Genomic DNA, 19,251 nt, shown 5'->3' with positions numbered 1-19,251 from the left:
GGACTTTGAGGTTGTCAGTGCTATGGGTATGAGCGTCCGTGAGGCCGGGTGGGTTCAGATCGCAAACTGGACTCCCGGCGTCCCTGGATCTGGCTCCTGGCCGCCAGCCGACGAAATCGTCACAGTCAGACTGACACTAGCTCAATGGAACTGGGTGGCCTCGGCACTAGAGGACTGGGCCCAAGTAGCGGACGGCATGCAAGACGGCGAAGACGGAGCCCAAGATCGCCGCGCGGTCCGCGAGCTGCTGCTGTCTCACCTACCGCGCTGACAAGCCCCACTCGGCTGCGAGAGTGACCAAGAAGTCGACCAGCCTCCCCTGACCACCACACGGGCGGCCCCGGTTGTGCCGGGTGGGCCGCCCGCTCCGCAATGGTTCCGCGCACGGTGGTACGAACATGGCACCAAACAGAGACATACCGCGTCTCACTCGTACGGCTAGCGTCTCGAACGGAGACGGAGGTCAAGGTGGGGCAGAAACCGCGTTGGCGCCTAGGCAATCGCTGGGTTCTCCCTGGCATGGTCCTGATGACCTCGTTGAGTACTTTCTTCGCGGGGATCGCGGGGTACTCGGAAGCACCAACTGAGGGCCAGTTGCTCGCCCTGGTTGGCGCGAGCGGCCTGGCTGGAATAGGCGTTGCTGCTGGTGCAGCCTCCGGAAGCTTCAAAAAAAAGACAGCCGCGATGCAATTTTCATCGGCGGATAGCCCCTCCTGCGGTGTGGCCGCTGTTCTTCCCCCGCCTTCCTCTCCCGGTTCCCAACGAGACCTGCACTGAGCGGCGGACGGGTTCCGTCAAGGGTGGCGTAGCCACCACGTGGTGACGCCCGTGGGGTGCCCTAAAAGGGGGCGAACGGCTGGCGGTTGAGACGCCTGGAAAGCCACGGGGTGTTGCACGCCTGGTTCTAGATCGGCGCCATGGCTGCGAGGCCGTTCAATGCGTCGACGCCTGGAGAGGCGTTTGGCCTGTTGAAGGCCCCTGTCAAGGCTGGCGTGGCGCGGTCGTCGCGGCGGTGGCTCGGCGCGGCCGGGCGCGGCCGTCCGGTGACCGGCGCCCACGCCGCACGCTCCGGGCGGCCAGGCGCGGGGCCGCGCCAGCGGCCTGAGCGCGCCGCCCCTTGACTGGCCGAACGGGTCGGCGTGCGGCCGGTCGGCAATTTCCGCAAGCTCGACAATGGCGAGTATCGGCTCCGCTACCGGGTCAAGGGCGGAACCATGCGGCGATTCCCTCAGACCTTCGCCACCCGCGCGGAGGCTGAGCGGGTGCTGTGGAAGATGGCGGAGGACGGTCGCGCGGACGTGACCCGAGATGATCGGCTGCGCGCGCTCATCCTGCTGGCTACGTTCGCAAGCCTGCGGTGGGGTGAGATCACGGCGCTTCGCCGCTGCGATATCGACCTGACCAACCGGACCGTGAGCGTCCGCGGCGCGTTCGTTGAGCGGGCCAACGGGGAGATGATCCTCGGTCCGACCAAGTCCCGGGCCGGTATCCGGACGGTCACGATCCCGGCCGCGATCGTCCCGGCCCTGGTCGCGCACCTGGGCAAGTACACCAAGAGGGAGCCGCGCGCCCTGGTTTTCACGGGGATCAAGGGCGGGCCGTTGCGCCGTAGCGGGTTCAACAAGGTCACGCACTGGAAGTACGTGGTGGAGGCGCTCGGCGTGCCGAACCTGCACTTCCACGATCTTCGGCACACGGGCAACCAGCTCGCCGCGGACATGGGCGTCTCGACCAAGAACCTGATGGCGCGCATGGGGCACGACAACGAGCGGGCCGCGCTGCGGTATCAGCGCAAGTCGGCCAAGGGTGACCGTGCGATCGCTGATGGCCTGGATGCTCTCGTCCAGGCGGAGCGGGGCGAGGATAACGGCGGTGCGGCGGGGGCGCGGGTGCCCGTGGCCTAATGGCACGTTAATGGCACGGTGGCCTGTGAGAGCCGGTGACAAGATCAAGGCCCGGGTCGGGATCAACATCCCTGACCTGGGCCTTTGGTGGTGGAGCGGGTGACGGGAATCGAACCCGCGCTGTCAGCTTGGGAAGCTGAAGTTCTACCATTGAACTACACCCGCGTGCGGCGCTCGTGGGCGCCATGCTGTGGATACTGTACCGGAAGTCGGGTGGGGCGTGGTCGTGGGATAGCGTTTCGGGGTGCTGCTCAGCGATCGTGACATCAGGGCCGAGCTCGAGTCCGGGCGGGTCAAGATCGACCCGTACGAGCCGGGGATGGTCCAGCCGTCCAGTGTGGATGTGAGGCTGGACCGGTACTTCCGGGTGTTCGAGAACCACAAGTATCCGCACATCGATCCGGCGATCGAGCAGCCGGATCTGACGCGGATGGTGGTGGTGGACGCCGAGGAGGCGTTCGTGCTGCATCCCGGGGAGTTCGTGCTGGCCTCGACGTATGAGGTGTTCGGGCTGCCGGACGATCTCGCCGCGAGGCTGGAGGGCAAGTCGAGTCTGGGGCGGCTGGGGCTGCTGACGCACTCGACGGCGGGGTGGATCGATCCCGGGTTCGCCGGGCACGTGACGCTGGAGCTGTCGAACGTGGCGACGCTGCCGATCAAGCTGTGGCCGGGGATGAAGATCGGGCAGATGTGCCTGTTCAGGACGAGTTCTCCGGCGGAGTACCCGTACGGGTCGGCGCGGTACGGGTCGCGGTATCAGGATCAGCGGGGGCCGACGCCGTCGCGGTCGTACCTGAACTTCCACCGGACGAAGGTGTAGTTCGATCGTGACCTGAACGTGATGCAAAGCACCGAAAGATGAAACATGTTCTTCAAACGGGTAGTTTCGGGCGACGCATGGGATGAACGTCCGGTTGACAGCCGCTTTGGCTGAGATCGGACGCCAGGACGACCCGTTTCCGCGCGGCGACGCGGGGACCCGAAAGGAGATCGTGTCAGTACTCCGCGCGGAAAGCGTCACCAAGCTCTTCGGCCGTAAGGCGGCCGAGGCACAGCGGAAACTCAAGGCGGGCGCCGGGCCGGCGGCGATCCGGGAGCTCGGGGTCACACCGGCGGTGGTGGACGCCACGTTCGAGGTCCGGCAGGGCGAGATATTCGTGGTCATGGGCCTGTCGGGGTCGGGGAAGTCGACCCTGATCCGGATGCTGAACGGGCTGCTGGGAGTCACGTCCGGGCGGGTCGAGATCGACGGCCAGGACATCGCGAAGCTGTCGCCGAAGGCGCTGCGGGCGCTTCGGCAGAACAAGGTCAGCATGGTCTTCCAGCACTTCGCGCTGTTCCCGCATCGGACGGTTCTCGCGAACGCGGCGTACGGGCTTGAGGTGCGCGGCGTGCCGAAGGAAATGCGCGAGAAGACGGCGCGCGAGTTCCTCGGACTGGTGGGTTTGGAAGGCTGGGAGAACATGCTTCCCGGCGAGTTGTCGGGCGGTATGAAGCAGCGGGTCGGGCTCGCGCGGGCACTCGCGGCGGGTACCGACATCATTTTGATGGACGAGGCGTTCAGCGCCCTGGACCCGCTGATCCGGAGGGAAGTCCAGGATCTGCTGCTGGATCTGCAGGGCCGCTTCGGCAAGACGATCGTCTTCATCACGCACGACCTGAACGAGGCCATGCGCATCGGCGACCGCATCGCGGTGATGCGGGAGGGCCGGATCGTCCAGATCGGCACGGCTGAGGAGATCCTGACCGATCCGGCCAATGACTATGTCGCGCAGTTCGTCGCGGATGTGGACCGTACCAAAGTGTTGACGGCGGCCTCGGTGATGGAGAAGCCGCTGGTCACCGTGCTGGCGACGACGGGGCCGCGGACGGCGCTGCGGACGATGCGCGAGCATCAGACCTCGGCGGCGTTCGTGATCGGGCGCGATCGGAGGCTGGTGGGGCGGGTGCGCGCCACGGTGATCGCGGACGCCGTCCAGGAGAACGTGCAGAGCCTCGACGGGCTGATCGACCCGGAGGACCCGGAGCCCGTCGCGCCGGACACTCCGGTCGCGGAGCTGTTCGTCCGGTGCGCGGAGAGCGATCTGCCGGTGCCCGTCGCGGACGAGGACGGGACGCTCGTCGGTGTGATCCCGCGGGTGACGTTGCTGGCGGCGCTCGGCGCGATCAGCTCGACAGTGGACGAGGAGCCGGTGTTGGCGAAGGAGGGCAGTGGCGTTGACGAGTAACGCGGTGAAGCTGCCCCGGGTGCCGGTCGGCGAGTGGTTCGACAGCCTGGTGACCTGGTGCACCGACAACCTCTCGTGGCTGTTCGATGGGATCGGCTCGGCGATCGAGTCGTCCGTCGACGGGCTGACGGACGCGCTGAACGTGCTGCCGCCGCTGGGGCTGACGCTGGTCCTGGCCGTGCTGGCGCTGGCGATCAGCGGCTGGAAGCTCGGCCTGTTCGCCGTCTTGGGCTTCCTGCTGATCGACAGCATGGAGCTGTGGGACCCGGCGATGGACTCGCTGGCCCTGGTGATCGTGTCGGCGGTGGTGTCGACCGTGCTGTCGGTCCCGATCGGGATCGCGGCGGCGCGCAGCGACATGGTGAGCCGGATCGTCCGGCCGGTCCTCGACTTCATGCAGACGATGCCGGCATTCGTCTACCTGATCCCGGCGATCTTCTTCTTCAGCATCGGCGCCGTGCCCGGCGTGGTCGCGACGGTGATCTTCGCGATGCCGCCGGGGGTGCGGCTGACCGAGCTCGGCATCCGCGGCGTCGACCCCGAGATGGTCGAGGCGGGCGAGGCGTTCGGCACGCCGCCGAACCGGATCCTGACCCGGATCCAGATCCCGCTCGCGATGCCGTCCATCATGGCCGGGATCAACCAGCTGATCATGCTGTCGCTGTCGATGGTCGTCATCGCGGGCATGGTCGGCGCGGGCGGGCTCGGCGGCGTGGTGCTGGAGGGCATCAACCGGGTGGACGTCGCGAAGGGCTTCGAGGGCGGTATCGCGGTGGTCGTGCTGGCCATCTACCTGGACCGTCTCACCGGTGCCCTGGGCGGCGGCCCGAGCGTGCTCCGCGCGCTGTTCGCGCGCGGCAGGTCCGGCGCGCGTCGCGGTACGGCCCACCGCGGCGCGCCGGCGATGGCGGGAGCCGCGGGTCGGGTCGACTCCGCGGCCGATTCGTCCGCCGGTTCTTAGCCGAGCTCATCGGCTGAGCCGACTTTTTCAAGCTCTCGGCTGGCCCGCGCCCTGCGACGTGCTCTGCGCCCGCCCGGACGGGCGCGGCACGCCGGCCGAGGAGCCCGCTCCCCCACCCCCCAATCGGTAGCAACGAAAGGACGGGAATGCGCTTCAAACTCAAGGGCCTGACGGTCGCCGCGATGACGCTGACGCTGGGATTGAGCGCCGCCGCGTGCGGCGACGACTCCGGCTCCGGCGGAGAGAACGACAAGAGCATCACCATCGGCATGGTGTCCGGCTGGGCCGAAGGCGAGGCGGCCACCGCGCTCTGGAAGAGGCTCCTGACCGACAAGGGCTACAGCGTCGAGGTCAAGACCCTCGACACCGGGCCGCTCTACGCGGGCATGTCGAAGGGGGACGTCGACCTGTTCGTCGACAGCTGGCTCCCCGGCACCCACGAGGACTACTGGAAGCAGTACGGCGACAAGCTCGAGAAGATCAGCGCCTGGTACGACTCGGCGCCGCTGACGATCGCCGTGCCGAACTACTCCCCGCTGCAGTCGCTGGACGACCTCAAGGGCAAGGGCGGCCAGTACGGCGGCAAGATCGTCGGCATCGAGAAGAGCTCCGGCCTGTACCGGGTGTCGCAGGAGGAGATGCTCCCCGCGTACGGGCTGAAGGACGAGTACCAGGTCACGACGTCCTCGACCGCGGCCATGCTCACCGAGCTGAAGAAGGCCATCGACGGGAAGAAGGACATCGTCGTCACGCTGTGGCGGCCCCACTGGGCGTACACGAAGTTCCCCATCCGCGACCTGAAGGACCCGAAGGGCGCCATGGGCAAGCCGGACGGGATCTACACGGTCGCCCGCAAGGACTTCAGCAAGGACCAGCCCGACGTCACCTCCTGGCTGAAGAAGTTCCGGATGGACGACAAGCAACTCGGCTCCCTCGAGGACCTGATGGAGAACAAGTACAAGGGCAAGCCCGACCAGGCCGTGAACGAGTGGCTGCAGAACAATCCCGCGTTCGCGAAGTCGATGACCGGCTGACGGATGCGAGTGCGGCAGAGGGCCGTCCGGGATACCGGACGGCCCTCTGCCTGTGTCAGTGCGCGAGGCCGACGGTGAAGAGGACCGCCGCCAGGCCGAGGCCGGTGGCGCACAGCGTCAGCACGCGCGGGTGGACGCTGTGCGCCTCCGGCAGGATCTCGGCGGCGGACAGGTAGAGCAGGACGCCGGCGAAGAACCCCAGGTAGGGAGTCAGGACGGCGTCCGGCAGGGACACGAGCGTCCCGACGGCCGCGCCCACGATCGGCGCGATCGCGTCGGCGAGCAACAGCGCCAGGGCCGGACGGCGGTCGGCGCGAGTCGCTTGTGAAGGGGCGGTTCCCTGCGGCCCCAGGGAACCGCCCCGGTACAGGGACGCGGCGGTGAAGGTGTTGAAACCGTCCGCGAAGTCGTGGGTGATGACGGCCAGCGCGACGAAGATCCCGACCTCGGTCCCGGACTGGAAGCCGAGGCCGATGCTGAGGCCGTCCACCAGGCTGTGCGCGACGAGCGCGGACGCGGCGAGCAGCCCCGCCGAACCCGACCCGCCCTTGCCGCCATGTGCGTGCGCGTGGGCGTGGACGTGCGGCGCGTACTCGTCCTCATGCGCCCGGTGGATCGCCACCGCCTGCTCCACGACGTGCAGCAGCAGGAACCCGGCCGCGAACCCGATCATGGGCGTGGGGACGCCGAGCAGGCTGTGCCGCGCCATCTCCAGCGACTCCGGGACGAGATCGAACGCGACGACGCCGAGCATCAGCCCGCCCGCGAGCCCGAGGACGAGATGCCGATGGTCGCGCACCCGCATCGCCGCGAGGCCCCCGGCGAGCGTCATCACGAACGCGAGGAGGGACACGAGCACGGCCATTCCTGGGTCTTACCAGGCAGGACCGCGCCGCAACCCCCGCCCCGCCACCGGGAACGGGAGCCGAGGACGGGACGGGGATGCGGATCAGTTCAGCGGATCGGGGGCGATCACGCTTCCGGCGGGCGGCGCCTTGACGGTCACCGGCTCCTCGTAGGAGAGGTATTCGATGCTGTTTCCCGGCCCGCCGTCCACGAGCAGCACGTAGGGCCGGCCCTGGGTCGCGACGTGGATCTTGTCGCCGCTCGCGGCGGTGAGCACCGTGGTCGGGATGGTGCCGGCTTTGCCCGTCTCGCCCTTCTCCCATCCGCCGACGGCCTTCACCGCCTCGGTGAGCAGGGCCGACCTGTCGGTGAAGGCCGCGATTTCCTTGAAATCGGGGTTCTTGAGGGTTGATTTGACGTGCTTTCCGGCGAACGTCCGCGCCGCGAACTTCCCGCCGATCGACGTCCAGAACGCCTTGTTCCCGGACAGGTAGATGGTCTTCCCGATTCTCGTTATCTCGACCCGCTGGTCGTCCTGGGAGAACCATCCGGTCGCCTTCGTCTTCCCCGCGTAGCGGAAGTCGATCTTGAACTTCTCGCCGCCGTCCTCGAACTGCGCGCGCATCCGCAGGAACCGCGCCGACGCCGTCGCCTTGCGGGCGCGGGTCAGGATCTCCGCGGCCGTCAGCTTCTCGACCCCGTTCGGCACGGCGGCCCCGGCGGCCCCGCCGGTCCCGGCGCTCGCGGCGGGCTTCGCGGCCGTGGAGGACGACGTCTTCGACCGCGCTGCGCCGGTCTCGTCCCCGGCGAGCGGTCCACACGCCGTGGTGACCACGAGCACGAGTGCGAGGCCGGCCCCCGTTGACAGCGCGGGCCCGCCGAGCCGGCCGCCGCCGCCCGGTCCGCCCGGTCGACCGCCGATTCCGCCGTCCGGCCCGCCCGGACGCCGTCGGTAATGAAGCACTCAGGTCCCCTTTCACATCTTTATCGGTGGCATCACCCGATGTCCGGAAAAAGGCTGCCGGATGCCGATGCGGAATCACTGTCGCTATGCTGCGGTCACTGCGCCACGGCTGCGGAATGACGGCGGAGGCGCTGGACGGGGTGCGTTGGGGGTGATCACGCTGCCGAGCAAGGAGGCGTCTCCGCGCTTCGAGATCCTGGGCCGGCCGGCCGCGTGGCGGGACGGACAGCCGCTCGACCTGGGCCCCGGCAAGCAGCAGGCCGTGCTCGCCGTGCTGCTGCTGACACCGAACCGGCCGGTGCCGACGACCGCGATCGTGGACGCGGTGTGGGGCGACGAGCCTCCCGACAATGGCGCGAACGTCGTCCAGAAATATGTGGCCGGATTGCGCCGCGTGCTGGAGCCCGACCGCTCGCCGCGCTCCCCGGGACGGCTGCTGACGCTGTCCGGTGCGGGATACGCCTTGCACGTCCCGCGCGGAGGGCTCGACGCCGACGTCTTCCGGGACCGCGTGAAAGAGGCCCTCGCCGAGCGGGCCGCGGGCGACGTCGCGCGGGCCGGGACCCTGCTGCGGGACGCGCTGGACATGTGGCGCGGCCCGGCGCTCGCCGGTCTGAACGGCGGCTTCTTCACCGCCGCCCGCGACCGTCTGGAGGAGGAGCGGGCCGCCGCGCTGGAGGCGTCCGCCGAGATCGGGCTGGACCTGCGGGAGCACGCGCGGCTGGTGCCCGAGCTGATCCGGCTGGTGGCCGAGTTCCCGCTCCGGGAGGGCTTCCGGTACCTGCTGATGCTCGCCCTCTACCGGAGCGGCAGGCAGGCGGAGGCCCTGGCCGCCTACCGGGACGCGCGCGCCTTCTTCGCGGAGGAGTTCGGCTCCGAGCCGGGCGAACGGCTCCAGAGCCTGCACGTGGGCATCCTTCGCTCCGATCCGTCGCTGGCGGCGCCCGGCCCTGGCGCGGCGAGACGTTCCGCGTCCGAGCCGCCGGACGACGACGGACGGCCCGCAGCCGATGCGGCCGACACGGTGGAGGCGGTGGCGAGGCCGTCGCCGCCCGTCCCGTCCGGGTTCGCTCCTCCTGACCCGCGCCTCAATCCCGCTCCCGTAGCGGACGCTCCAGACGCTCCAGGTGGGAGGCTTCTCGCCTACCCGGCTCCGGCCGCGGCACCGGCTCCTCCGCCGTCCTGGCCCTCCTACAACGGTCCGGCCTTCGCCAACGGATCCGCCTTCGGCAACGGCGTGGCCGGGTACTCGGCGGCGCCCGCCGCTTGGGGGGCATGGCCGGCTCCCGTCGAGAAGAAGCGGCCTGCGTGGCCGTTGCGGGCCGTCCTGGCGTCGATCCCGCTGCTCAGCCTCGGGCTCGCGACGTGGGCGGTGCTCGCCTACTTCGCGGCCCGGCGCCGGAGCTGGTGGCTCGCCCTGGCGTCGGCCGTCCAGCTCGGGCTGACGGTCCTCGGCTTCGGCAGCGCCCTGGCCTCGGACGTCGACCAGACGACCTGGTGGGACGTCCCGATGATGTTCTCGCTGCTGGCCACGATGCTGGGCGGCGCCGTCCACCTCGTGGTCCTGACGGCGGAGCCGTGGTCGCCGCCGCCACCGGACGACGAGCGCGCGGCGGCCGCGATGGCCGTCCCGATGATCGAGCAGCGGGTCCGCCGGGAGCAGGCGCGTTCCCTGGTGGCGCATCACCCGGAGGTGGCGCGCCACCTGGGGATCGGACGTCCCGACGTGGCCCGCGCCTTCGACGACGGGGGCCTGATCGACGTCAACACGGCGCCCGAGCACGTGCTCGCCGCGCTGCCGGGCCTGGAGCCGTCCCACGCCAAGCTGATCGTGCTGTCGCGGACGGCGCAGGGCCCGCTCGCCACCGTCGACGACCTCGTCCACCGCCAGATCATGCCGTTCCAGACGGTGCACGCCCTGCGCGAGACGCTGATCGCCGTCCCGCCGAACACCGACGCCGCCGTGCCCGACGAGGAGTTCGGCGCCCCGGCGGCGCCCGCCGCCGGGGGCTGAGGTCCGCCGCCGGACCGGGGACCCGCCGCGCTACTCGGCGGCGACCGGCTCCTTCTCCTCGGGCGGGGTGGCCTCGCCCTTGATGGAGCGGATCAGGAGCTGGGACACGTCCACGACCTCCAGCGACTCCTTCGCGTCGCCCGAGTTCTTCTTCTCGTTGATGGCGTCGCCCAACATGACCAGGCAGAACGGGCAGGCGGTGGAGACGGTGTCGGGGTTGGTCTCCAGTGCCTCGTCCACGCGCTCGGTGTTGATGCGCTTGCCGATGCGCTCTTCCATCCACATCCGGGCGCCGCCCGCGCCGCAGCAGAAGCCGCGGTCCTTGTGCCGGTGCATCTCCTGCGTCTTGACGCCGGGGACGGTCGCCATGATGTCGCGCGGCTGCTTGTAGACCTTGTTGTGGCGGCCGAGGAAACAGGGGTCGTGGTAGGTGATGTTCTCCTCGATCGGGGTGACCGGCGTGAGCCTGCCCGACTCGACCAGATGCGCCAGCAGCTGCGTGTGGTGGACGACGTCGTAGTTCCCGCCGAGCTGCGGGTACTCGTTGGCGAGGGTGTTGAAGCAGTGCGGGCACGTCGCGACGATCTTCTTGGCGCCCGCGTCGTTCAGCGTCTCGACGTTCTGCTGCGCGAGCATCTGGAAGACGAACTCCATGCCGAGGCGGCGCGCCGGGTCGCCGGTGCACGCCTCCATCGGGCCGAGGACGGCGAACTTCACGCCCGCGATGTGCAGCAGCTCGGCGACGGCCTTGGTGGTCTTCTTCGCGCGGTCCTCCAGGGCCCCGGCGCAGCCGACCCAGAACAGGTACTCGGTGTCGTCGGGGACCTTCTCGTCGACGACCTCGACCTCGAAGTCGAGCTCCTCGATCCATTCGAGGCGCTTCATCTCGGACATCCCCCACGGGTTGCCCTTGTTCTCCAGGTTCTTCAGCATGACGCCGGCCTCGGACGGGAACGACGACTCGATCATGACCTGGAAGCGGCGCATGTCCAGGATGTGGTCGATGTGCTCGATGTCGACCGGGCACTGCTCGACGCAGGCGCCGCAGTTGGTGCACGACCACAGGACGTCGGGGTGGATGACGCCGTCGTCGCCGACCAGCGCCTTGTCCACCTCCATCGCGAGCTTCTGCTCGTCGGTGAACTTCTCCCGTGCCTCCTCCGACGCGGTGAAGTAGGGCGCCTTGGCGAGGGCGTGGTCGCGCAGGTCCAGGACGACCATCTTCGGCGACAGCGGCTTGCCGGTGTTCCAGGCGGGGCACTGCGACTGGCACCGGCCGCACTCGGTGCAGGTCGCCATGTCGAGGAAGCCCTTCCAGGTGAAGTCCTCGATCTTGCCGCGGCCGAAGACGTCCTCGTCGGGGTCGGCCTCCTCGAAGTCGAGCGGCTTGCCGCCCGACATCATCGGCTGGACGGCGCCCAGGCCGTCCGGGCGGCGCTTGAACATCACGTTCAGCGGCGCCAGGAAGATGTGCAGGTGCTTGGAGTTCACGACGAACACCAGGAACACCAGCGCGACGCCGATGTGGGCCAGCAGCCCGACCGACTCCAGCACGTGGAGGGTGTCGTCGCTCATCCCGTCGAACAGCCGCCCGGTCAGGTGGGAGAAGTAGGCCGCCTTGCCGTAGCCGAAGTTGTCGCGGGCGACCTCGACGCCGCGGAAGAAGAACATCGTCCAGATCACGTTGAAGATCATGAACAGCGTGATCCAGGCGCCGGACAGGTGCGAGCCGGAGAACCGGGACGCGCGGCCGATCCGCTTCGGCGAGTTCTTCACCCGGATCGCGGTGAACACGATCAGGCCGGCGAGGGCGGCCAGGGCGATGGTGTCCTGGACGAACCCGATCGGCCCCCACGTCTGGAGGCCGGGGATGTGCGCGTCGAGCCCGAACAGCAGTTGGACCGCCGCCTCCAAGTACACGGTGGCGAGCAGGAAGAACGCCCACATCACGGCGAAGTGCGCGGCGCCCGCGACCGTCCACTTCAGCAGCTTGCGCTGGCCGAAGACCTCGGTGACCTGGTCCTGGACGTCGGCTTTCGGGTCGCGCTTGACCTGCAGGACGCGTTCGGGGTCGGGCTGGCCGCTCTTGGCGATGGCATAGAGGAACAGCACCCGCCGTCCGGCGAGCGCCAGCGCGACCGCCGTTCCGGCGAGCCCGATGACCAACGTGATCCAGAACACTGTTCCGTCCTCCTGGGTACGGCGATGGCAGTCAGCGTAGAACTCGCGCCGGACGGCGCATCAGCCGGGTCCCGAACACTACTCGGTAGTAGCTTAGTGGTTCCGGCGTGCCGATGAGTCTTGGGCGGTTCCCGAGTCCATACCACAGGGGCGAGAACCGTCCAGCGGGGTCCCGTCCACCGGTAGGGGTTCCGTCCCGTCTACTCGTATCTGCCGTCCAGCGGAGGAGACCAGATGACATCGATGCCCGACCTCACGGCCGCCACGCACCGGATGGCCGGCCTGCTCGCGGGCGTCCGCGACTACCAGCTCACCGCGCCGACCCCCGCGGACATGACGCTCGGCACGGTGCTCGACCATGTGAACGGGCTGTCCTTGGCGTTCACCTGGGCCGCCCGCAAGGACTTCCAGGACGGCCCCTCGCAGCCGCCGTCCTCGGACGCCTCCCGCCTGCCCCCGGACTGGCGGGCCCGCATCCCCGAGCGGCTCGACGCGCTCGCCGCCGCCTGGCGCTCGCCGGACGCCTGGCAGGGCATGACGCAGGCCGGCGGCCTCGAACTGTCCGGCAGGGACGCGGGCCATGTGGCGCTGAACGAGCTGGTCGTGCACGGCTGGGACATCGCCCGCGCCAGCGGCCAGCCCTACGACCCGACCGACGAGGAGATCCAGGCCTGCCTCGTGTTCGTCGCGCCGACCGTCGAGCAGAGCGGCGGGCAGGGCATCGAGGGCCTCTTCGGTCCCGCCGTCGACGTCCCCGACGACGCGTCCCCGCTCGACCGCCTCATCGCGCTCACGGGCCGCCGCCCGGACTGGACGGCTCCGTAGCCGCGCCGCGCCGCCGTGCGCGGCGGCCGGCGCCCGACCTCCCCGGCGGCGTCAGACGCGCTCGAAGACCGCGGCGAGGCCCTGGCCGCCGCCGATGCACATCGTCTCGAGGCCGTAGCGGGCCTCGCGGCGGTGCATCTCGCGGGCGAGCGTCGCGAGGATGCGGGCGCCGGTCGCGCCGACGGGGTGGCCGAGGGAGATGCCGGAGCCGTTGACGTTGACGCGGTCCCAGTCGGCGTCCTTGAGGTCCCATTCGCGGGTGACGGCGAGGACCTGCGCGGCGAACGCCTCGTTCAGCTCGATGAGGTCGATGCCGGAGAGGGTGAGACCGGCGCGCTCCAGGGCCTTGGCGGTGGCGGGGACGGGCCCGATGCCCATCGTGCGCGGCGGCACGCCCGCGCGCGCCCACGACACGAGCCGGACGAGCGGCCGCAGGCCCAGCTCGGCGGCCCGCTCGGGCGTGGTCACGACGCAGACGGCGGCCGCGTCGTTCTGGCCGCTGGCGTTGCCCGCGGTGACGGTCGCCTGGTCGTCGGTCTTGCCGAGGACGGGACGCAGCTTCGCCAGCGACTCGACCGTCGTGTCGGGACGCGGGTGCTCGTCGGTGTCGACGACCGTGTCGCCCTTCCGCGACCGGACGGTCACCGGCACGATCTCCTCCGCGAACGCGCCCGACCGCTGCGCGGCGACGGCGCGCTGGTGGGAGCGGACGGCGAGCTCGTCCTGCTCCTCGCGTCCGATGCCGTACTCGCGGCGGAGGTTCTCGGCCGTCTCCAGCATCCCGCCGGGCACCGGGTGGTTGGCGCCGCCCGCGGTGACGCGGCCCTGCGCGAGCCCGTCGTGCAGTTCGAGGGACGGCCCGCGGATCCCCCAGCGGGCCTGGGTCGTGTAGAAGGGCGCGTTGCTCATGCTCTCCACACCGCCCGCGATGATCACGTCGTCGGCGCCGGTCTGGACCTGCATCGCCGCGTTGACGACGGCCTGGAGACCGGACCCGCACCGCCGGTCGAGCTGCACGCCGCCGACCTCGACGGGAAGCCCGGCGTCGAGCGCGGCGACGCGTCCGATGGCGGGGGCGTCGGACGTCGGGTAGCAGTGCCCGAGGATCACCTCGTCGATCGCGTCGCCGGGCAGGCCGGTGCGCTCGACGAGCGTCCGGATCACGGTCGCGGCGAGTTCGGCGGGCGGGACGGTCTTCAGCACCCCGCCGAACCGGCCGATCGGGGTACGCAGCGGCTCGCAGATCACCGCGTCGCGCATGGTGGGCTCCTCGCGTCGTTTTCAGGCACTTCGCAGAGTACGTCCCTGGATCGGGAGGGCCGCGGCCGGGCTTCCGCCTGGCGAGAGGTTGAATGCACGGAAGCAGGGGAGCGGGGAGCGTGGAGCGGACGAGCGAGGAGGCGGCGACGGTGGAGCAGTGGGCGCGGCGGGTGACGACGGTCCGGGTGATCGGCGCCGGGGCGATGGGACGCGGGATCGCGCAGCTCGCCGCGGCCGGAGGGCTGACGGTGGAGCTGGCCGACGTCCGGCTGGAGGCCGTGACCGGCGCGGTCGAGCACATCGGCGCCATGTTCGACAAGCTCGCGAGCAAGGGACGCATGGCGGCCGACGAGGCGGAGCGGGCGAAGGCTCGGCTCCGCCCGGTCGGGGAGCCGCTCACGCCGTTCCAGGACTGCGACCTGGTGGTCGAGGCCGTCCGGGAGGACATGGCGACGAAGCGGGAGCTGTTCACCGCGCTGGAGAAGGTCTGCCCCGAGCACACGGTCTTCGCGACCAACACCAGCTCGCTGCCGGTGACGGCGATCGGCGCCGCGCTGGACGATCCGTCCAGGCTGGCGGGGCTGCATTTCTTCAACCCGGTCCCGTTGATGCGGCTGGTCGAGGTGATCCCGGCCGCTCGGACCGCCGGATGGATTCCGGGCGCGCTCGCTGACCTCGTCAGGCGTCTCGGCCACGAGCCGGTGCTCGCGCCTGACGCGCCCGGCTTCCTCGTCAACCACGCTGGGCGCGGACTGGTGACGGAGGCTCTGCAGATCCTGTCGGAGGGCGCCGCCGAGCCCGCCGACATCGACCGCATTGCGCGGGACGTCCTCGGCCTGAAGATGGGTCCCTGCGAGTTGCTCGACCTCACGGGCATGGACGTGTCGCATCCAGTGATGGAGTCCATCTGGACGGGGTTCTATACGGAGCCGAGGCTGCGTCCGTCCAGGATCGGGCGGGCTCGGCTGGAGGCGGGCCTGTACGGCCGCAAGACGGGCGAGGGTTTCTACAAGTACGTGGACGGCGCGAAGCAAGAGCCACCCGAAGTGGAAGCGCCCTCGGTGGAACCGCGTCCTGTATGGATACACGGCGACGTCCGGGAGGAGCTGGGCGCGCTGCTTTCGACGGCCGGAGTGGAGGTCGAGCCAGGGAACGAGCCGTCCAGCCAGGCCGTGGTGTTCGTCGCCCCGATCGGCCAGAGCACCATCACCGCAGCCAGAACCGAGAACCTTCCCCTAGAGCGCACCTTGGGAATCGACCCGTTCGGTGGCTTCTTCACGCGCCTCTCCTTGGCCGTCCACCCGGGCGTCGACAAGGAGGCTGGACGAGCCGCTCTGGCCGCCCTCCTCGCCACAGGACGATCCGTCACCGTGGTCAGGGACGCGCCCGCGCCCGTCGCCCAACGCCTCTTCGCCTCGATCGTCAACGTGGCCTGCGGTATCGCTGAGCAACGGCTGGCACGTCCATCGGACATCGACACCGCCGTGAAGCTCGGGCTCGGGTATCCGCGCGGGCCGCTGGAGTGGGGCGAGCACGCCGGGACGGCCCGCGTCCTGGAGATCCTGCGCGGCCTGCACGCCGCCACCGGCGACCCGCGGTACCGCCCGAGCGGCTGGCTGGCCGAGCGGGCGGTGCTCGGGCTCCCGCTGACCGAGACCGGCACCGTCCCGTCCGACCTCACGCCTTGACGGCCTCCACCGGACGCTCGGCATCAGCCGAAGGTCCTGGAAGCCGGCGCAGCACGAGCGCGGCGAAGAGCGCAGCACCCAAGGTCGCGCCCCCGGCAGCGAACGACCCGACCGAAACGGCATGCGCGAACGCGACCCGAGCAGCGTCCGCAAGGCCGGGATCACCCGACGCGACGGCCCCGCCAAGCGAATCCCGCGCAGAGTCGGGCGCACCGTCCGGAAGGGCTCCGGCATACGCCGCGGAGATAACGCTGCCTAGAACAGCGACACCGAGCGCGCTGCCAAGCTCCTGCCCGGCATCATTCACCGCAGATCCGACACCGGCCTCCTCACGCGGCACGGCCGCCATCAACGTGCTGTAGGCGGGCGGCGTCCCGAGCCCAGCCCCGAACCCGAGAACGACAAGCCCGACCGCCAGAGCCGCGTATCCGTCACCCGGCCCGGCGAACCCCAGCGCGCCGAACCCGGCCGCGACGGCGACGAATCCGCCGACGAGCGCCGGACGCGCCCCGAACCGCGCCTCCATCGACGCCCCCAGCCCGTTCCCGATCGCGGCGGAGACGGCGACCGGCAGCAGCGCCAGCCCCGCCTTGAGCGGCCCGTAGCCGTAGCCGAGCTGAAGGAGCTGGGTCAGCGCGAACAGCACCCCGGCCAGCGCGAACGCGAACATAGCGATCATCGCGGCGGCCCCGGAGAAGTCGCGGCGGCGCAGCAGGCGCAGGTCGAGCATCGGCTCGGGGTTGCGGTGCTGCCACAGCAGGAACAGCCCGAGCGCGACGGCGGCGACGGCACAGCCCCCGACCGTCCGGAGGCCCGTCCAGCCGTGCTCCGGTCCGGAGATGACGGCCCACACCAGCGTCGCCATCCCGGCCGTGGAGAGGACGGCGCCCGGCACGTCCGGCCGCCGCCGGGGCCCCCGCGACTCAGGCACCAGCACGAGCAGCCCGGCCACCGCGACAACCGTGACAGGGACGTTCACCAGGAAAACCGACCCCCACCAGAAGTGCTCCAGCAGGAACCCGCCGACCGTCGGCCCGGCAGCAATGCCGATCATGGACGTCGCGCCCCAGATGGCGAACGCCTTGGTGCGCTCGTCCGGCCCGAACACCTGCGCCATGATCGACAGCGTCCCCGGCATGAGGAAGGCGGCGCCCACGCCCATCAGCCCCCGCATCGCGACGAGCTGCGCCGGGTCCTGCGCGAACGCGGCCAGCAGGGACCCGGTACCGAACACGGCGAAGCCGATCAGCATGGCGCGGCGCCGCCCGTGCCGGTCGCCGAGGCTGCCCGCGGTGATCAGCAGCCCGGCGAACACGAGCGAGTAGGCGTCGATCACCCACTGGACGTCGGACGTGCCGGCGTCCAGGTCCCTGAGCAGGGACGGGATCGCCACGTTGAGGATCGTGTTGTCGACCACGACCACGAACAGGCTGAGGCACAGCACCCCGAGGATCTGCCACCGCCGCGGATGCGGTTCAGGTTGCGACATCATCCACCCACCTATCTCGTACAGCGTTCGATGAGACTCGCACACTGTACGACGCGACTCGCACGCTGTTCAACCCCCGGTACCATGTGCGAGACGGATCGATGACGAGGGGGGCGGGCGATGGCGGAGAAGGCACCGGTGTCCGTCTGGACGCGTCCGGGACGGCCCCGGCGCGACCAGCCGACGCTCAGCCGCGACCAGATCGTGGACGCCGCCCTGGAACTCCTCGACGCCGAGGGCCTCGCCGGGCTCAGCATGCGGCGGCTCGGCACCCGCCTGAACTCCGGCGCCACGTCCGTCTACTGGCACGTCGCGAACAAGGACGAGCTGCTGGAGCTCGCCCTCGACCGCGTCATGGGCGAGGTGACGGCCCCGCCACCGGACGGCGCGGGCGGCTGGCGCGCGTCCGCCACCGCCTACGCGCGCGGCTTCCGCGCGATGATCCACCGCCACCCGTGGACGGTCACGCTCTTCGGCAGCCGTCCCATGATCGGCCCGAACGCCACCCGCGTCCTGGACGAAGCGCTCGTCGCGTTCGGCGCCGCGGGCTTCACCGGCTTCGACCTCGAATACGCCTGGTCACTGGTGGTCGACTACGTCATCGGCGCCGCCGGGAGCGAGGCCAGCTGGCAGCGCACCCAGTCCGGCGTCACCGCGACCGACTGGGTCGAGATCCTCGCCCCCTACCTGGCCCGCGTCGGCGGCGACCGCCCCGCCGTGGCGGCCCACATCCGCGACGTCTGGGCGAACGAGACCGGCGACATCCTCGAAGGCCGCTTCGAGTTCGGCCTCGCCTGCCTCCTCGACGGCCTGGAAGCCCGAAGGCCCCCCGCCCGGTGACCGGGCGGAGGGCCTGACAGAACCCCGGATCAGAAGGGCAGCGCGGCAGGCGGCTTGGGCTTGGTGTCCGTCCAGCCCATGTCGCGGACGGCCATGTAGTCGATGACGAACCCGGGCCGGCGGTCCTTGTAGGGGCCGCCGGGCTTGGTCAGCACGTACTGGGAGGCGAGCACCTCACCGGTCTCCTTGTCGAACACGAGCTCCTTGCGGGCCTGATAGGTGCCCTGCCGCTCGCGCGGCGTGCCGAACTCGCCGGTGACCTCGATGGTCCTGCCGGCGGACGCCAGCGCCACGCCCTTGCGGCCGAGCGGGTCGACGACCTCGCCGATCGCCTCCACGCCCGGCACGTCGGCCGCCGCCCGCATCAGCCCGGCCCGCACCTTCGGCGGGACCGGCGAGTTGGCGATGAGCCCCCCGACCGCGCCGAGCTTCGCGAAGGAGTCGAACTGGTGCTTGGGAAGCGGCCCGCGCTCCTTCTCCAGTTCCTTCAGCTTCTCGGGCGACGGCGCTCCCACCGCGCGCCACTGCATGGCCTCATCGGTGAGGAACTTCTCGGCGAGCCTCTTCGGATCGGTCGGCAGGTTCCGCAGTTCCTCGGTGGTCATCCGGCCGTACCACCTGCCACCGCCCGAAGGGTCGGAATGGTCGGTCTCCCACCCCATCTTCTCCGCCGTGTTCAGGGTGAGCCATTTGTCGCCCGACCACGCCCTGATCTTCACCGGGGCCCCGGCCTTCTTCCAGGCCGCCGCGTCCGCCGGAGTCTGCGGCCGGGCCGGAATCATGCGCCACGCACTGCCCGTCGCCGATCCGGGCTCGGCGCCCGCCCACCGGAACGCCTCCGTGTGCGCACCGACGATCACATAGGCGCCCGTCTTGGCCGGAACCACGTACGACTGGCCGCTGACGTCGTCGGAGAACCAGTACTTGCCGATCTCCTGCTTCGCCGCGTTCTCCGCCGCGACGAGAACGGCCGCCTTCCCGAGGTCCACCTCCGGGCCGACCCGCGCGACCCCACCG

General features: G+C 70.4%; 14 protein-coding genes, 1 tRNA gene and 1 pseudogene. 9 read left to right on the top strand and 7 right to left on the bottom strand.

Annotated features, from left to right (window positions below):
* Positions 1-1,139 precede the first annotated feature (1,139 nt).
* The gene (locus E1264_RS03920; protein ID WP_132169625.1) at positions 1,140-1,904 is read left to right on the top strand and encodes a site-specific integrase; all 765 of its coding nucleotides are present in this window, start codon (positions 1,140-1,142) and stop codon (positions 1,902-1,904) included.
* A 91-nt stretch (positions 1,905-1,995) separates the two neighbouring features.
* Here the strand turns inward: E1264_RS03920 and E1264_RS03915 are convergent.
* Positions 1,996-2,069: transfer RNA gene (locus E1264_RS03915), tRNA-Gly, on the bottom strand.
* A 79-nt stretch (positions 2,070-2,148) separates the two neighbouring features.
* Here E1264_RS03915 and dcd point away from each other — a divergent pair.
* The 4 genes from dcd (at position 2,149) to E1264_RS03895 (ending at position 6,127) form a co-directional block, all read left to right on the top strand.
* Positions 2,149-2,724 carry a dCTP deaminase gene (dcd, locus tag E1264_RS03910; RefSeq protein ID WP_132169623.1) on the top strand — a complete coding sequence of 192 codons (576 nt, stop codon included), beginning with the start codon at positions 2,149-2,151 and terminating at the stop codon, positions 2,722-2,724.
* A gap of 172 nt (positions 2,725-2,896) precedes the next feature.
* Positions 2,897-4,132: a glycine betaine/L-proline ABC transporter ATP-binding protein gene (locus E1264_RS03905; protein WP_243710727.1), complete on the top strand. Its 1,236-nt coding sequence runs from the start codon at positions 2,897-2,899 to the stop codon at positions 4,130-4,132.
* A complete protein-coding gene (locus E1264_RS03900) occupies positions 4,116-5,093 on the top strand; it encodes an ABC transporter permease subunit (protein ID WP_132169619.1) in 978 nt (325 codons plus the stop codon). The genes E1264_RS03905 and E1264_RS03900 overlap by 17 nt, the downstream gene beginning before the upstream one ends.
* A gap of 146 nt (positions 5,094-5,239) precedes the next feature.
* Positions 5,240-6,127, top strand: a complete 888-nt coding sequence (locus E1264_RS03895; protein ID WP_132169617.1) for a glycine betaine ABC transporter substrate-binding protein — start codon at positions 5,240-5,242, stop codon at positions 6,125-6,127.
* Between the two features lie 55 nt (positions 6,128-6,182).
* Here E1264_RS03895 and E1264_RS03890 read toward each other — a convergent pair whose 3' ends face one another.
* Both E1264_RS03890 and E1264_RS43040 read right to left on the bottom strand, forming a co-directional pair.
* Complete coding sequence (locus tag E1264_RS03890; RefSeq protein ID WP_132169615.1) at positions 6,183-6,992, bottom strand: permease; 810 nt, start codon at positions 6,990-6,992, stop codon at positions 6,183-6,185.
* A gap of 84 nt (positions 6,993-7,076) precedes the next feature.
* Positions 7,077-7,937 (bottom strand): hypothetical protein, encoded by an 861-nt coding sequence (locus E1264_RS43040; RefSeq protein ID WP_165963973.1) that lies wholly within the window; start codon positions 7,935-7,937, stop codon positions 7,077-7,079.
* Positions 7,938-8,088: 151 nt separating this feature from the next.
* Here E1264_RS43040 and E1264_RS03875 point away from each other — a divergent pair, with 151 nt between their 5' ends.
* Complete coding sequence (locus E1264_RS03875) at positions 8,089-9,951, top strand: BTAD domain-containing putative transcriptional regulator (protein ID WP_165963972.1); 1,863 nt, start codon at positions 8,089-8,091, stop codon at positions 9,949-9,951.
* Between the two features lie 30 nt (positions 9,952-9,981).
* Here the strand turns inward: E1264_RS03875 and E1264_RS03870 are convergent, their stop codons facing one another.
* Entirely contained in the window at positions 9,982-12,132 is a 2,151-nt protein-coding gene (locus tag E1264_RS03870) for a (Fe-S)-binding protein (RefSeq protein ID WP_165963971.1), read from the bottom strand.
* 234 nt (positions 12,133-12,366) lie between these two features.
* Here E1264_RS03870 and E1264_RS03865 point away from each other — a divergent pair, with 234 nt between their 5' ends.
* Positions 12,367-12,957, top strand: coding sequence for a TIGR03086 family metal-binding protein (locus E1264_RS03865; RefSeq protein WP_132169607.1), 591 nt, complete (start codon positions 12,367-12,369; stop codon positions 12,955-12,957).
* Positions 12,958-13,008: 51 nt separating this feature from the next.
* On the opposite strand, the gene E1264_RS03860 is transcribed toward E1264_RS03865, so the two are convergent.
* Positions 13,009-14,217, bottom strand: a complete 1,209-nt coding sequence (locus E1264_RS03860) for an acetyl-CoA C-acetyltransferase (RefSeq protein WP_132169605.1) — start codon at positions 14,215-14,217, stop codon at positions 13,009-13,011.
* Between the two features lie 119 nt (positions 14,218-14,336).
* Here E1264_RS03860 and E1264_RS03855 point away from each other — a divergent pair, with 119 nt between their 5' ends.
* A complete protein-coding gene (locus tag E1264_RS03855) occupies positions 14,337-15,905 on the top strand; it encodes a 3-hydroxyacyl-CoA dehydrogenase (protein WP_243710726.1) in 1,569 nt (522 codons plus the stop codon).
* Here E1264_RS03855 and E1264_RS03850 read toward each other — a convergent pair.
* Positions 15,895-17,397, bottom strand: coding sequence for an MFS transporter (locus E1264_RS03850; protein ID WP_132169603.1), 1,503 nt, complete (start codon positions 17,395-17,397; stop codon positions 15,895-15,897). The two genes, E1264_RS03855 and E1264_RS03850, sit on opposite strands and share 11 nt — an antisense overlap.
* Positions 17,398-17,514: 117 nt before the next feature.
* Here E1264_RS03850 and E1264_RS03845 point away from each other — a divergent pair, with 117 nt between their 5' ends.
* The gene (locus tag E1264_RS03845; protein WP_132169601.1) at positions 17,515-18,234 is read left to right on the top strand and encodes a TetR/AcrR family transcriptional regulator; all 720 of its coding nucleotides are present in this window, start codon (positions 17,515-17,517) and stop codon (positions 18,232-18,234) included.
* A 29-nt stretch (positions 18,235-18,263) separates the two neighbouring features.
* On the opposite strand, the pseudogene E1264_RS43035 reads toward E1264_RS03845, so the two are convergent.
* Positions 18,264-19,251: pseudogene (locus E1264_RS43035) on the bottom strand (hypothetical protein); the annotation flags it as partial.

It is taken from the genome of Actinomadura sp. KC216 (assembly GCF_004348535.1).
Lineage (GTDB): Bacteria > Actinomycetota > Actinomycetes > Streptosporangiales > Streptosporangiaceae > Spirillospora.
The sequence above is the reverse complement of the archived record's forward strand: the minus strand, read 5'-3'. Positions and strand labels throughout refer to the sequence as shown.